The sequence below is a fragment of the Amycolatopsis sp. FDAARGOS 1241 genome (genome assembly GCF_016889705.1).
GTDB lineage: Bacteria > Actinomycetota > Actinomycetes > Mycobacteriales > Pseudonocardiaceae > Amycolatopsis.
The window spans coordinates 4,267,980-4,280,956 of record NZ_CP069526.1; the positions used below are offsets into that span (position 1 = coordinate 4,267,980).

Consider the following 12,977-nt stretch of genomic DNA (forward strand, 5'->3'; position numbering starts at 1 on the left):
CGGCAGCGTTCGTGCCCGACGGGATTCGGCACCGGTTTCGCCGACGACGTGGATGATCGAACCCGCGTCTTGAGCGACACCGTGAGCCGGCGTGACGGCTCTCCTCGTGGAGGGTCGTCCGGTTTCCGGCCGCACGGTGTCGAAGCGGGCATTCGCCGTTCGTGTAGAGGGCGAACCCACTTCCGGAGAGGATCGAGCCATGAAGCAGTACCTGCTCAGCGTCTACCAGCCCGACGGCCCCACGCCCCCGGCGGACGTGCTCGCCAGGATCAGCGGCGAGCTCGAGGCTCTCAACGCCGAACTGCGCGCCGCCGGCGCGTGGGTGTTCTCCGGCGGCCTCCACGCGGCCGCGTCCGCCACTGTCGTGCGCGCAAAAGACGGGGACGTGCTGATGACCGACGGCCCGTTCACCGAGGGCAAGGAGCACCTCGGCGGCTTCACGATCGTGCGGGCGCCCGACCTCGACGTCGCCCTCGGCTGGGCCGGGCGGATCGCGGAGATCACCACGCTGCCCGTGGAGGTCCGGCCCTTCCTGGGTGCCGAGTAGGTGTCCACTGTGGATGCGGCCGTGCTCGCGCGGGTGTTCCGCGCAGAGTACGGCCGCGCCGTGGCCGTACTGGTGAAGGTGTTCGGCGACGTCGACCTCGCCGAGGACGCGGTGCAGGAGGCCTTCGCCGTCGCGGCGAGCCGCTGGCCGGGCGAGGGACTGCCGCCGAGCCCGGCCGGCTGGCTGGTGACGACCGCACGCAACCGCGGCATCGACCGGCTGCGCCGCGAAGCCGCCCGCGCGGACCGGCACGCCCAGGCCGCGCTGCTGCACGCCCGCGCCGAACCCATCGAGGAGGGACCCGTGCGCGACGAACGGCTCCGGCTCGTCTTCACCTGCTGCCACCCGGCGCTCGCCCTCACCGCTCGCGTCGCCCTGACCCTGCGGCTGCTGGGCGGGCTCACGACCAGCGAGATCGCGCACGCGTTCCTCGTGCCGGAGCCGACGATGGCGCAGCGTATCTCCCGCGCCAAGGCGAAGATCCGCGACGCGGGCATCCCCTACCGCGTGCCGTCCGATGCCGACCTGCCGGCCCGGCTCAGCGCCGTGCTCGCGGTGCTGTACCTGATCTTCACCGAAGGCCACACCGCCACCAGCGGCCCCGCGCTGGGCCGGCCTGATCTGGCCGCCGAGGCGATCCGGCTCGCCCGGCTGCTCGCGGACCTCATGCCCGACGAACCCGAGGCACTGGGCCTGCTGGCGCTCATGCTGCTCGTGGAAGCCCGTCGCCCCGCCCGCACCAGCGAGGACGGCGAAGCCGTGTTGCTGCGTGACCAGGACCGCACTCGCTGGGACACCACGCTCATCACCGAAGGCCAGGACCTCGTGCGCCGCTGCCTGCGCCGCGACCGGCCCGGGCCGTATCAGCTGCAGGCCGCGATCAACGCCGTCCACAGCGACGCGGCCACGGCCGAAGCCACCGACTGGCGGCAGATCACCCAGCTCTACGACCACCTGCTCACCCTCGCTCCGACGCCAGTGATCGCACTCAACCGCGCCATCGCGATCGCCGAGGTCGACGGCCCCGGACCGGCGCTGGCGCTCGTGGACGGGCTGGCTCTCACCCGGTACCACCTGTTCCACGCCGTGCGCGCCGACCTGCTGTCCCGGCTCGGCCGCACCGCGGAGTCCGCCGAGGCCTACACCCGGGCCATCGACCTCGCCGGAAACGTGGCGGAGCGCACGCTGCTGGAACGCAAACGCGCCGCGCTCGGCTGAGCGCGCCGGTCCACCTCGCGGTGTGCCGGCGGCACAGAACCGTCCAGTGTGGACAGGTCACCGCGTGCGCGGCGAGCCGGTGGCGCGCATGCCGTCACCGCGGACCGCCGGCCGCTGCGATCGTCCGTCTCCTGCCCGTGCGCGGCCTCCGCTCCTTTCGGGGTGGTGACCGACGTCCCAGCGTGGGCCAGGGAGCCTCCGGGTTCTCACGGTGCTGGCTAGACTCGGGCGGCGATGCGACGATTCCGGTGGTGGTGGGGGGCGCTGGTCCTGGCCTGCGTGGCGGTGCTCGTGGGCTTTTTCGTGTTCTCCGGCCCCGGCAGCAAGAACGGGCTGCCACTGCCGCGCAAGGGCCCGCCCGGCACGGGCCCGCTGACGGTGGTGGCGATCGGCGACAGCACCGTATCCGGTGAGGGCGCCGGCCACTACACACCCGACACCGACGGCCGCAACGGCGACTGGTGCCACCGCTCGGCCGACGCGTTCGTGCAGAAGGTCCGGATCCCCGGTGTGACGGCACGGGTGAACCTGGCGTGCTCCGGAGCGCCCGCGGAGCAGGTGGCGCTGGGCGGGGTGAAGCAGTGGGGCGAGCCGTCGCAGGCGCAGCAGCTCGCCGCGGTGGTCAAGAACCACCGGGTCGCGGCCGTGGTGATCGCCGTCGGCGCCAACGACGACCCGCAGTTCTCCGCGCAGGTGTCCGCGTGTTTCAAGGCCTGGTTCACCGCGGGCGCGCCGTCGTGCAGCTCGGCCCTTCGAACCACCTGGAAATCCAAAGTGGACGCAATGGTGCCGAAGGTCGTCAACGCGGTCGGCGACGTGAAGAAGGTGCTCGCACAGGCGGGGTACGTGCCGGCCGACTACCAGCTGGTGCTGCAGTCCTACGCCACCCCCGTCGCCCCGGACATCCCGGCGAACCTGCAGAACCTCAACGGCTGCCCGTTCCGCACCGACGACCTGCAGTGGATCTCCACCACGGGCATCACCACGCTGTCGGCCGGCCTGAAGCAGGCGGCCGTGCAGTCGGGCGCGCGGTTCCTCGACCTGGCGCGCGCGGGCGAGCACCACGAAGCGTGCAGCGGCGGCCCCGACCCCGCCTCGGAGTGGTTCACGCGGCTGACGCTGCACCTGAACGACCTGGGTCAGGCGGACCGGGCGCAGCACGCGCTGCAGGAGTCGTTCCACCCCAACGCCGCCGGCCACGCCGCGATCGCCGACTGCCTGTCGGAGTTCCTCGCGGTCCGCGACGGCAACGCCACGTGCCTGGCCGGACCGGACGGCAACCTGCACGCCGTGCCGGAGATCCTGAGCCGCTGACCCCGCTCAGAGGTCCAGCGCGGCCCGCAGCGCGACGTCGATGTGCTCCTGCACCTCGTGGTCGATCTCCGCGATCCGCTCGGCGAGCCACGGCCGGTACAGGCGGGTGAGGTTGAGGGTGGACACCCAGTAGCGCGCATCGATCGCCACACCCAGGATGTCCTGTGGGTCGCGCTCGAGCAGCTCAGTGCCGAGCAGCCAGGGGCGTTCGGACTCGTTGACCCCGTCGGAGGACAGGAGCACCACCGTCCGTTCCCGGGCCGGTTCGGTCGGGGGGTGGTACGTCCAGACTTCACCCCTGCGCACGCATGTCCTTTTCGGCCTCCGAACGCTCCGCTTCGTCCGCCTCGGCCGCCGGCTTCACCGGCGTCCGCTGCGGCGTGTAGCCGGTCCTGACCGCCTCGCGCCGGGCCGCCTTCGACAGCCAGGAGGAGACTGAGATCCCGTGCGCGCGAGCGGCCCGCTCGGCGAACTCGAGGGCACCGCTGTCGAGCGAAAGTGTCACCTTACGTGTTGCCATACCTTTTATCGTACCAGCCGTCAGGCGGTCGGAGGCGCCACGAGGACACCACCTCGCCGGCGCGGGCGGCGTGCAGGGGGTTCGCCCGGGTCGGCCGCTTTGCCGTGCCGCGGTGCGGTGTCGAGCCGGGTGGCCACGCGCAGGCCGGCACCGTCGATGCCGCTGAGCAGTTGGGCGTGGGTGCGCGCGCCGAGGTGCTCGGCGAAGTCCGAGAGCACCAGCCGGCCTTCGCCTCCGGGTGTCAGGTGGGCGCAAAACGCGGTCGGGAACCCGTGCAGCATGCGGCTGCCCGGGTCGTAGACACCTTCCACCAGGGCCGAGACCGGGTTCTCGGGCAGCGACGGCGGGTTGGCGAGGACGAGGTCTGCGCTTCAGGCCGGGTAGAGGGCGGGGGCCGCCACCTCGATCTCGATCAGGTGGGCGAGGCCGAGCCGGGTGGCGTTGTCGCGCGCGCAGTCGAGCGCGCGCGGATTGCGGTCGGTGGCGACGATCCGCCCCGCGCCGGGCCAGCACGGCGGCGAGCGCCCTGGTGCCGGTGCCGAACGCGGTGCCCACCCGCGCGGGTAACGGCGTCCGGGCGACGAGGTCGACTTACTCGCTCCTGATCGGCTAGAAGACGCCGTAGTGGGGGGTAGATTCGCTCGCCCAGCGCTGCGACCGGTATCCCGCGCAGGCGTGCCATTGGTGGGCGCCGAGGGCCTCGAGCAGTTCGCTCAGGGGCAGCGCCGAGGCCCCTCAGCGGGGCCGAAAGCCTCCCGGCACGCTTCGCGGACGTCCGGGCGCGGCGCAGGTCGAAACCGTAGTCCGCATCGAGGGCGACCAGGAGGTGGCTGAGCACCCGGGCGCGGTGCCGGCGCGCGCGGCGGTGCCGGTGGAAGGCCTCGGCCGGGTCGTCGGCCGGGCGGGGCTGGTGCCGGTCGAGGCGGCGGCCCAGGGCGGTGAGCGGCCGTCTCGCGTGGGGGTAGTCGCCGCGCCAGCGCAGGGCGGTGCCCTCGCCGGCGAGACGGTGTGCGGTGGCGTCAGGGGTTGTCGGCGGGCACCAACCGCGCCGGCAGGTGAGCAGGGGGAACCTCGGGCTCCTGGTGTTCGGACGGCGGACACGCTGGGCGGCATCACCCCCAAGACGCTGACCCAGCGGCTGCGGGTGCTGGAGCACGAGCGGATCGTCGTCGCCGACCGCGAGCCGGGGCGGCGCGAGGTCTGGTACGGGCTCACGCCCGCCGGGCAGGAGCTCGTCCCGGTGCTGGAGCAGCTCGCGCGGTGGGGCCTGCGCAACGCGTTGCGGCCACCCGAGCCGGACGAACCGACGCATCCGGAGCACCTGCTGTGGGCGCTGCGGCTCACGCTCGAGGACGCCGGCGCGGCGATCGGCCCGGTGCGCTGGCTGGTGCGCGTCGCCGGTGAAGCCCACGTGCTCGCCTTCGACGGGCGAACGCTGGAGGCTGACCCGGGGCGAGACGAGCGATCCGGACGTGACGGTCACGGCCACCCGGCCGGCGCTGGCGAGGTTCCTGACCGGCCCGCCCGCGGCGCGTGCGGCCGAACAGCCCGGCCTCACCGTGACCGGCGGCCCGCCGCTCTAGGGTGGGTGCGTGAGCACAACCGTCCGTCTGCCGGGACCGGCGCCGCGCCGAGCTGTGGGAGTTCCTGCGCAGCCGCCGCGAGCGGGTCACACCGGCTGACGTCGGTCTGCCCGACGCGGGGCGGCGGCGCACGCCCGGGTTGCGGCGGGAGGAAGTCGCGGTGCTGGCCGGGGTCGGGGTGTCCTGGTACACGTGGCTGGAGCAGGGCCGCGACATCAAGGTGTCCGACGACGTCCTGGGACTCGGTGGCGCGGGCGTTGCTGCTCGACGAGGTCGAGCGGGCTCACCTGTACCGGCTCGCCGGGCTCAACCCGCCGCAGCGGTACGCCGCGCCGTCGGTGCCGCCTTCGCCGCAGCTGCAGCGGCTGCTGGACGCGTGCGCGCCGCGGCCTGGGTACGTGCGGGACCGGCACTGGAACTTCGCCGTGGTCAACGAGGCCGCGCGGGTGGTGTTCGGCTATGGCGAGACCGACCACAGCTGCCTGGTGTCGTTCTTCACCAACGCCCGCTACCGCGCGGTGCACTGGCACTGGGCCGAGACCGCCCCCCAGGTCGTGGCGGGGTTCCGCGCCGACGCCGCGCGGTATCCCGACGATCCCGAGTTCGACCGCGTCGCTGCGGATCTGGCCGAGGTCAGTCCCGACTTCGCCGCGCTGTGGGCGCGCCACGACGCCGCCGCGCACACCAGCGCGGTCGTAACGGTCGACCACCCGCGGGCCGGTTTGCTGGAGTTCGATGCGCCCTTGTTCCCCGTGCCGGCACACCCGGGGCACCACCTGGTCCTGCACGACCCGCGCCCGGGCACCGCCGAGCGCCTCGAGGAACTGATGCGCGCGGTGCCTGGTGGTGGCACACCCACCACGAGCTGACACTGGCTCCCCCGCCGCCGGGACCGCAGGATCAGTGCCATGAACCCCACCACGGCGACCAGCACGCGGATGCAGGCGATCACCATTCCCGAGTTCGACACCGCGCAGGTACTGCGCTTCGCCGAACTCGACGTCCCCCCAACCCGGCCCCGGCCAGGTGTCTCTCGACGTGACCCACGCGGGCGCGAACTTCGCCGAGGTCCTCTGCCGGCGGGGGATGGTCGACGTGCCGCTGCCGTTCGGGTCGCCGGCCGGATCCGCGCCCTCGGCCCCGGTGTCGACGGGCTGCGGGCCGGGCAGCCGGTCGCGGCACTGACCATCGTCGAGGCCACCAGATCCGCCGAAGTGGCGGTCACTTCGGCGGATCTGGTGGTCCCGCTCGACGACGTCGGCCTCTCGCCCGCTCTCGCAGCCGCTCTGCCGTCCAACAGCACCACGGCTTCGCTCGTGCTGGACCGGATCGCGCGGATCGAGCCCGGGGAGAGCGTGCTGGTGCACGCCGCCGCGGGCGGGGTCGGCAGCCAGCCGGGTCAGGCGGCGCGGCTGCTGGGACGGGCCGCGTCGTCGGCACTGTCGGCAGCGCAGCGAAGATCGACGTCGCCCGGGGCTTCGGCTACGACGAGGTCGTGCTGCGCGACCGGCTCCCCGGGGCCGGTGAGTTCGACATCGCCGTGGACATGATCGGGGACGGCACGCGCCGGACGGGCTGGCGCCCCTGGGCCGCCTGGTCGTGATGGGCAACGCCTCGGGCGCCGACGACGTCGGGATGCCGGCCAACGAGCTGTGGTTTTGAACAAGACGGTGTCCGGGTTCAACCTCGCCGCGTTCGCCGCGGCGCGCCCCGTGCAGACTGGGCGCGCGCTGCGCCGCGCGGTGGCCGCCGCTGCGCGCGGGGACCTGCGGGTGCAAGTGGAAACCGTACCCTGGGAACAGGTCGCCGACGTCCACCGCCGCCTCGAAACCGGTGCCACGACGGGCAAGATCGTCCTGGAGGTCGGGCGCTGAGGTGGTGGTGCCCGTACTGAGGAGGGCACCACCACCGTGGCTACAGCGTCGGCGACCGGCCCTCGAACGGGGTCGAGAGGACCACCGTGGTGCGGGTCGAGACCTTCGCGGCTTCCCGGATCCGGCGCAGCAGGTCCTCCAGCCCGAGCGGGGACGCGACGCGCACCAGCAGGATGTAGGACTCGTCGCCGGCGACCGAGTAGCAGGACTCGATCTCGGTGATGTGCTGGATACGTTGCGGGTAGTCGTCCGGTGCGGCGGGATCGTTCGGGGTGAGCGAGATCAGCGCGGTGAGCGGCAGGCCGATCTGCTCGCCGTCGAGGCGGGCGGTGTAGCCGAGGATCACGCCGCGCTGTTCGAGGCGCCGCACCCGCTGGTGGACGGCGGACACGGACAGCCCGACGCGTTCGGCGAGGTCGGTGAAGCTGCGCCGTCCGTCCGCCGCGAGTTCCCGGACGATCGCCTGGTCGAGCGGTTCGAGGGGGCCGCTCATGCGTCGAGCACGACGAGTTCGTGCGGCCGCCTGTTGACGGCCTCCACCCCGGTCTCGGTCACCACGACGATGTCCTCGATGCGGGCGCCCCAGCGGCCCGGCTGGTAGATGCCCGGCTCGACGCTGAAGGCCATGCCCGGTTCGAGCGCCAAGGTGTTGCCGGCGATGATGTAGGGCTCTTCGTGCACGTCGAGGCCGATGCCGTGGCCGGTGCGGTGGATGAAGTACTCGCCGAAGCCGGCGGCCTCGATCACGTCGCGGGCGGCGGCGTCGATCGATTCGGCCGTGGCGCCCGGGCGGACCGCGTCGACCGCGGCCTGCTGGGCCTGCTGCAGCACGGCGTAGGTGGCGGCGACGTCGGCGTCGCGGGGTTCGCCGACGGCGTAGGTGCGGGTGGAGTCGGAGTTGTAGCCCTCGGGCAGGGGGCCGCCGATGTCGACGACGACCACGTCACCACGTTCGATCACGCGCTCGGACACGTCGTGGTGAGGGCTGGCGCCGTTGGGGCCGGAGCCGACGATCACGAAGTCGGCCACCACGTGGCCCTCCTCGACGATCGCGGCGGCGATGTCGGCACCGACCTCGGCTTCGGTCCGGCCGGGGCGCAGCCATTCGCCGACGCGGGCGTGGACGCGGTCGATCGCGGCGCCGGCGGCGCGCAGAGCGGCGAGCTCGGTAGCGTCCTTGCGCATCCGCAGCTCACGCACGACCGGGCCGGCCAGGGTCTGCTCGGCGTCGCCGAGGGCGGCACGCAGCGCGAGCACGTGCAGGGCGGGTGTGAAGTCGCTGACCGCGACGCGGGCGGGCTTGCCGAGCCGGTCGGCCACGAGCCGGTACGGGTCGTCGCCGTCGACCCAGGTCACGACCTCGACGCCGAGGTCGGCGGTGGGGACGTCGCTGTAGCCGGGGGCCTCCAGCTTGGGCACGACCAGGGCGGGGGTGCCGTCGGCGGGGATCACGAGCGTGGTGAGCCGTTCGAACGAGCCGCCCGCCTGGCCGAGCAGGTAGCGCAGGTCGGATCCGGGGGCGATGAGCAGGGCATCGGTGTCCGCGGCGGCGGCCGCCTGCGCGGCGCGGTCAAGGCGGGCGCGGAGCGCGGCGGCGTCCGGAGCGGGCGTGTGGAGGGATCGGCGCGACATGCGGCTGAGCCTAGTACCGGCGTGCGCGGCTGCCCGTCACCCGGGCGCGGCCGGAGTTTCGAACAGCGCCTGCAGCGCGGTGAGCATGAGCGCGGACCACACGAGGTGGGTCAGCAGCGGCGCCTGGATCCCGCCGGTGGCGCGGCGCTGCAGCCCGAACAGTGTGCCCATCCCGATCGACGCGAGCACCAGCGCGGGGTTGCGGGTGGCCACAGTGGACAGCGCGTACACGGCGGTCGACGTGGTGACCGGGGCGCGGGTGACCGAGCCTTGTAAGACGCCGCGGAAGAAGACCTCCTCGGCCGCCCCGGTGACCAGGGCGGCCGCGTAGACCGCCGGCCCACAGCCGCGGTGGGCGTAGGCGAGCACCCCGGACAGGGCGCGCGAGAGCGTCGGGATGCGCCGTGCAAGCAGCGCGCAGCCGTAGAACACGCCGAACGCGCCGGCCGCGAGCGCGACCGGTCCGGCGACGGGGTGGCGGGACCGCCCACGCGGGGGTGGCCCGGCGGCGAAGCCACCCGCGAACCAGGTGGCGGCGACGGCGCCGGTCAGCACCGGGAAACGGCGCGAGCCCGGTTCGGTCGAGAGCGACCAGCCGAGCAGGCCGGTCCCGGTCGCGGTGACCGCGGCCAGCAGCCGGCGGCGCATCAGGCCGCCCGGGCGCGTTCGGCGAGCGCCGCCAGCGCCGCGGAGTCGAAGTCCATGGGTTCGAACGGTACGACGTCGCGGATGGCGTCGTCGCGCACCACCACTTCGTTGACCATCGAGTCGACGAGCGTGCGGCCGGTGGCGACGTCGACGTCGGTGACGAGCGCGAGCCAGTAGGACGAGAGCCGTGGGGTGAGCAGCGGGATCGGCAGGATCACGGGGTGGCGGCCTTCGAGCCGCGCGACGCGGCGCAGCATGTCCAGGTAGGCGAGTTGTTCGCTGCCGCCGATCTCGAACGTCCGCCCTTCGGCCGCGGCGGGTTCGAGCACGCCCGCGAGGTAGCGCACGACGTCGGCGATCGCGATCGGCTGGGCGCGCGTGCCGGCCCAGCGCGGGGTGACCATGGCGGGCAGGTGCTCCACGAGCTGGCGGGTTATCTCCCACGAGATGCCACCGTGGCCGATCACGATCCCGGCGCGCAGCACCGTCACCGGCACGCCGGTGGTGGCCAGCAGGTGCTCGACCTGGCGGCGGCTGCGCAGGTGCGCGGACAGCTGGTCGGAGTCTTGGCCGAGCCCGCCGAGGTAGACGATGCGGCCCACGCGTGCGTCGCGGGCAGCGTGGGCGAACGCGCGGGCCGCGGCGGCGTCGCGCCGTTCGAAGTCGCGCGCGTCGAGCGAGTGCACGAGGTAGTAGGCCGCTTCCACTCCGGTGAGAGCCTGCTCGAGCGAGGCGCGGTCGTCGACGTCGCCGTACACGGCGGCCCCGGCGCCGCGGTAGCCGCCCGGGTTGCGAGTCATGGCCCGCACGTCGTGCCCGGCACCGGTCAGCGACTCGGCCAGGCGGCTGCCCACGAAGCCGGACGCCCCGGTGACCAGTACGCGCACGCCGCTCCCCTCTCCTCGATTCCTGCCGCGGGGATACCCGAGACGGGCGGGCGGAAACCGGGCGGCGCGTCACGTGCCGTGCGCGGTGGCCGGACGTGGCAGGCTGGGCCCGTGACCGGACCACTCGCCCTCCTCGACTCCGCGAGCCTGTACTTCCGCTCGTACTTCGCGCTGCCCGATTCGATGACCGCGCCCGACGGCACGCCGGTCAACGCAGTGCGCGGCTTCACCGACACGCTGGCGCGCATCCTCACCGACCGGCGCCCCTCGCGGCTGGTCGCGTGCCTGGACGCGGACTGGCGCCCGAAGTTCCGCACCGACTTGTTGCCGAGCTACAAAGCGCACCGGGTCGCCGAGCCGGGTGACGGTTCGCCCGACGTGGAGGAGGTGCCGGACACCCTGACGCCGCAGGTGCCGGTGATCCTCGACGTGCTGGCCGCGTTCGGGTTCGCCACGGCCGAAGCCGCCGGCTACGAGGCCGACGACGTGATCGGCGCGCTCGCGACGCGCGAGACCGCCGTGCCGGTCGAGGTCATCACGGGTGACCGCGACCTGTTCCAGCTGGTGCGCGCGACGCCGACCCCGGCCTCGGTCGTGTATGTGGGCAAGGGCTGGGCGAAGGCCGAGGTGCTGGGACAGCGGGAGATCGCCGAGCGCTACGCTGTGCCGGCCGAGAACGCGGGTCCGGCGTACGCGGACATGGCCGCGCTTCGCGGGGACCCCTCGGACGGACTGCCCGGGGTCGCCGGGATCGGCGAGAAGACGGCCGCGAAGCTGATCACGCAGTTCGGGTCGCTGGAGGACCTCGTCGCAGCCGCGGAGTCGGGCGATTCGCGGCTGCCGCTGAAGATGCGGCTGAAGCTGAAGGACGCGGCCGGCTACCTCGCCGTGGCGCCGAAGGTCGTGCGGGTGGCCGTCGACGCTGAGGTGGCGCAGTCCGGGCCGGACGCGGTGCCGGCGAGCCCCGCGGACCCGGACCGGGTCGTGGAGCTGGCCGAGCGGTGGAACCTGGGCAACTCCGTCAAGCGGCTGCTGGCGGCGCTGCCGAAGGAGTAGGCGGCTCAGAAGTAGGTGCCGCACCAGGGACGCAGCCCGGTGGTGAACAGCGTGTCGGCGCGAGTGAGCGCCGCCGGGTCCGCCGCGGTGATGCGCCCGGCGTGGGCCAGGGTCGTCGCGCGCCACTCGCCGAGGTAGAGCATGGCGAGGGTGTCGACGTCCAGCTGGAAGTCCGTGGGGGCGTCGGTGCGTTCGGCGCCTTCGGGACCGACGCGGTAGCGGCCGGCGTTGGCCGGCAGCAGCCGGTCGGCAACGTCGAGGACCACCGGCTGCGCGGCGCCGTAGCTGCGGGCGGCCAGTGCGGCGGGCACGTCGACCAGCCGCACCCACAGGTCGTCTTCGAGGGCGGTGGTGCGGGCGCGCCGGTAGTCGGTGAGCAGGGCCGCGACGGGTTCGTCGGCCGGCCGGTAGCGGGCGCGCACCGTTGCGACGAGGTCGATCGTGAGCACGAACCCCCACAGCGCGGTGATCGCTTCGGGGTTCGCCCCGTGCAGGTCACGCACGTCGAGCAGCGCTCCGCGTTCGGGGTCGGCCGCGGTGGTCTGATCCAGGCTGGTGAACAGCGCGAAGCCGTCGTCGCCGTCGGGTCCGGTGTGGACGGCCACGCGGTAGCCGCCGTCTCGGGTGACGCGGCGGTTGTGCGCGATGGGCCACCACGGTGCGGGGCGGGCGATCATGCCCGGCCGGTGCAGCCCGATCCGGTGGTACAGCGCGGGAATCAGGTCGCGCGCCTCGTCCGGGTCGAGCAGGCGCACGGCCCCGCCGGACGCGGCGCCGTCGCGCAGATGCGCGGGGCGGGTGACTTCGACGGTCGCGCCCAGCGCGGCTGGGCCGTAGCCGAACCGGCCGTAGATCACGGCTTCGCTGGCGTGCAGGCACGCGATGGTAGTGCCGCTCGCCGCGAGATCGGTCAGCTGCGCGGACATCAGCGCGGTGAGCACACCGCGGCGGGTCCAGTCCGCGCGCACGCCGACCCCGTCGACCGCCGTCGCGGACACCGTTGCGCTGCCGGGAACGCCGATCCTGGTGGGGAACCCGCTGGCGATCCCGATCGGACGGTCGGCGGCGAAGGCGCCGAACTTCCCAGGCGCGGCCCAGGAATCTCCGAATTGCGCCCACGCATCGTCCGACGGCAGCGGCGAGTGCAGTGCCTGCAGCAGCAAGTCGAACGTGGGCCGGCGCTCGTCTTCGGTGATCGGCCGGACGGAGAAGTCGCTCATGCGGCGATCCAACCAAGCTCGCCGCGCCCGCGCACGCGGTTATCGCGGGGGGTCGACGCGGTAGTCACCGTCGGTGCCGGTGACCGTGATGGGCACGCTTTTGGGCTCCCCCGCGATCTCGACCACGCAGTGGAACGTGGAGCCGTCGGTGACGGCTTGCCGGTCAGGGCAGCTGACCTCGCCGACGTCTCGCAGCTGGTAGGTGCCGGTGAGGATCTTCGCGACGGCGGCGTCCATCGCCTTCGCGTCGAACACCCGTCCCGGCCCCGTGGCCGACGGCGCGCTGCTGCCGGTGCTGCCCGGCGACGCGCCGGCGGGCGCGGTGACGGTCACGGTTTTCACGGGCGGCTCCGGTTCGGGGCTTGTCGAGCAGCTCGTGGTGAGCAGCAGCCCGAGGCCGCACAGACTCAGCACCGCCACGGCGCGCATGTCCCCGCTCCTCCGCCCCCCGTAGCCCGGTTCCGGGCGCTTGGTCAAG

The 12,977-nt window shown here is 73.6% G+C and carries 15 protein-coding genes and 3 pseudogenes; 9 read left to right on the forward strand and 9 right to left on the reverse strand.

All coding sequences use genetic code 11. The features are described from left to right. Positions 1-199 precede the first annotated feature (199 nt). The 3 genes from I6J71_RS20960 (at position 200) to I6J71_RS20970 (ending at position 3,079) form a co-directional block, all read left to right on the forward strand. Positions 200-547: a YciI family protein gene (locus I6J71_RS20960; RefSeq protein WP_204096247.1), complete on the forward strand. Its 348-nt coding sequence runs from the start codon at positions 200-202 to the stop codon at positions 545-547. Continuing rightward, positions 548-1,765 (forward strand): RNA polymerase sigma factor, encoded by a 1,218-nt coding sequence (locus tag I6J71_RS20965; RefSeq protein ID WP_239155113.1) that lies wholly within the window; start codon positions 548-550, stop codon positions 1,763-1,765. 234 nt (positions 1,766-1,999) lie between these two features. Then, the gene (locus I6J71_RS20970; protein ID WP_204096248.1) at positions 2,000-3,079 is read left to right on the forward strand and encodes a GDSL-type esterase/lipase family protein; all 1,080 of its coding nucleotides are present in this window, start codon (positions 2,000-2,002) and stop codon (positions 3,077-3,079) included. A gap of 6 nt (positions 3,080-3,085) precedes the next feature. On the opposite strand, the gene I6J71_RS20975 is transcribed toward I6J71_RS20970, so the two are convergent. The 3 genes from I6J71_RS20975 to I6J71_RS20985 are packed head-to-tail and all read right to left on the reverse strand — an operon-like array spanning position 3,086 to position 3,910. Then, positions 3,086-3,385 (reverse strand): hypothetical protein, encoded by a 300-nt coding sequence (locus I6J71_RS20975; protein WP_204096249.1) that lies wholly within the window; start codon positions 3,383-3,385, stop codon positions 3,086-3,088. Next, complete coding sequence (locus tag I6J71_RS20980; RefSeq protein ID WP_204096250.1) at positions 3,372-3,599, reverse strand: hypothetical protein; 228 nt, start codon at positions 3,597-3,599, stop codon at positions 3,372-3,374. Before I6J71_RS20980 ends, I6J71_RS20975 begins: the two co-directional genes overlap by 14 nt. A 20-nt stretch (positions 3,600-3,619) precedes the next feature. Continuing rightward, a complete protein-coding gene (locus I6J71_RS20985) occupies positions 3,620-3,910 on the reverse strand; it encodes a hypothetical protein (RefSeq protein WP_204096251.1) in 291 nt (96 codons plus the stop codon). A gap of 833 nt (positions 3,911-4,743) precedes the next feature. Here I6J71_RS20985 and I6J71_RS48555 point away from each other — a divergent pair. The 5 genes and pseudogenes from I6J71_RS48555 to I6J71_RS48560 all read left to right on the forward strand — a co-directional run. Continuing rightward, positions 4,744-4,815: pseudogene (locus I6J71_RS48555) on the forward strand (hypothetical protein); the annotation flags it as partial. 473 nt (positions 4,816-5,288) lie between these two features. After that, positions 5,289-5,357 (forward strand): annotated as a pseudogene (locus I6J71_RS50905) (hypothetical protein); the annotation flags it as partial. Positions 5,358-5,589: 232 nt separating this feature from the next. Continuing rightward, positions 5,590-6,051, forward strand: a pseudogene (locus I6J71_RS50910) (transcriptional regulator); the annotation flags it as partial. A 39-nt stretch (positions 6,052-6,090) separates the two neighbouring features. After that, on the forward strand, positions 6,091-6,732 hold the full coding sequence (locus tag I6J71_RS21000; protein ID WP_239155115.1) for a hypothetical protein: 642 nt from the start codon (positions 6,091-6,093) through the stop codon (positions 6,730-6,732). A 108-nt stretch (positions 6,733-6,840) separates the two neighbouring features. Then, entirely contained in the window at positions 6,841-7,056 is a 216-nt protein-coding gene (locus tag I6J71_RS48560; RefSeq protein ID WP_239155117.1) for a zinc-binding dehydrogenase, read from the forward strand. Positions 7,057-7,096: 40 nt separating this feature from the next. Here the strand turns inward: I6J71_RS48560 and I6J71_RS21005 are convergent, their stop codons facing one another. From I6J71_RS21005 to I6J71_RS21020, 4 genes are read right to left on the reverse strand one after another with little or no spacing between them, the layout of a single operon-like run. Continuing rightward, positions 7,097-7,549, reverse strand: a complete 453-nt coding sequence (locus I6J71_RS21005; RefSeq protein ID WP_204096252.1) for an Lrp/AsnC family transcriptional regulator — start codon at positions 7,547-7,549, stop codon at positions 7,097-7,099. After that, positions 7,546-8,688 carry a Xaa-Pro peptidase family protein gene (locus I6J71_RS21010; protein WP_204096253.1) on the reverse strand — a complete coding sequence of 381 codons (1,143 nt, stop codon included), beginning with the start codon at positions 8,686-8,688 and terminating at the stop codon, positions 7,546-7,548. Before I6J71_RS21010 ends, I6J71_RS21005 begins: the two co-directional genes overlap by 4 nt. 36 nt (positions 8,689-8,724) lie before the next feature. Then, entirely contained in the window at positions 8,725-9,336 is a 612-nt protein-coding gene (locus I6J71_RS21015) for a CPBP family intramembrane glutamic endopeptidase (RefSeq protein ID WP_204096254.1), read from the reverse strand. Further along, positions 9,336-10,223 (reverse strand): NAD(P)H-binding protein, encoded by an 888-nt coding sequence (locus I6J71_RS21020; RefSeq protein ID WP_204096255.1) that lies wholly within the window; start codon positions 10,221-10,223, stop codon positions 9,336-9,338. Before I6J71_RS21020 ends, I6J71_RS21015 begins: the two co-directional genes overlap by 1 nt. A gap of 111 nt (positions 10,224-10,334) precedes the next feature. Between I6J71_RS21020 and I6J71_RS21025 the strand changes: the two genes are divergently transcribed. Then, complete coding sequence (locus tag I6J71_RS21025; RefSeq protein WP_204096256.1) at positions 10,335-11,279, forward strand: 5'-3' exonuclease; 945 nt, start codon at positions 10,335-10,337, stop codon at positions 11,277-11,279. Between the two features lie 5 nt (positions 11,280-11,284). On the opposite strand, the gene I6J71_RS21030 is transcribed toward I6J71_RS21025, so the two are convergent. After that, positions 11,285-12,499 (reverse strand): GNAT family N-acetyltransferase, encoded by a 1,215-nt coding sequence (locus tag I6J71_RS21030; protein WP_204096257.1) that lies wholly within the window; start codon positions 12,497-12,499, stop codon positions 11,285-11,287. Between the two features lie 39 nt (positions 12,500-12,538). After that, positions 12,539-12,928: a DUF4333 domain-containing protein gene (locus tag I6J71_RS21035; protein WP_204096258.1), complete on the reverse strand. Its 390-nt coding sequence runs from the start codon at positions 12,926-12,928 to the stop codon at positions 12,539-12,541. Positions 12,929-12,977: the final 49 nt, after the last annotated feature.

Coding starts and splice junctions, on each gene's coding strand:
- I6J71_RS21000 (WP_239155115.1), top strand. CDS start 6,091: ATGAACCCCACCACGGCGACCAGCACGCGGATGCAGGCGATCACCATT.
- I6J71_RS21005 (WP_204096252.1), bottom strand. CDS start 7,549: ATGAGCGGCCCCCTCGAACCGCTCGACCAGGCGATCGTCCGGGAACTC.
- I6J71_RS21035 (WP_204096258.1), bottom strand. CDS start 12,928: ATGCGCGCCGTGGCGGTGCTGAGTCTGTGCGGCCTCGGGCTGCTGCTC.
- I6J71_RS21010 (WP_204096253.1), bottom strand. CDS start 8,688: ATGTCGCGCCGATCCCTCCACACGCCCGCTCCGGACGCCGCCGCGCTC.
- I6J71_RS21015 (WP_204096254.1), bottom strand. CDS start 9,336: ATGCGCCGCCGGCTGCTGGCCGCGGTCACCGCGACCGGGACCGGCCTG.
- I6J71_RS20980 (WP_204096250.1), bottom strand. CDS start 3,599: ATGGCAACACGTAAGGTGACACTTTCGCTCGACAGCGGTGCCCTCGAG.
- I6J71_RS20970 (WP_204096248.1), top strand. CDS start 2,000: ATGCGACGATTCCGGTGGTGGTGGGGGGCGCTGGTCCTGGCCTGCGTG.
- I6J71_RS21030 (WP_204096257.1), bottom strand. CDS start 12,499: ATGAGCGACTTCTCCGTCCGGCCGATCACCGAAGACGAGCGCCGGCCC.
- I6J71_RS20960 (WP_204096247.1), top strand. CDS start 200: ATGAAGCAGTACCTGCTCAGCGTCTACCAGCCCGACGGCCCCACGCCC.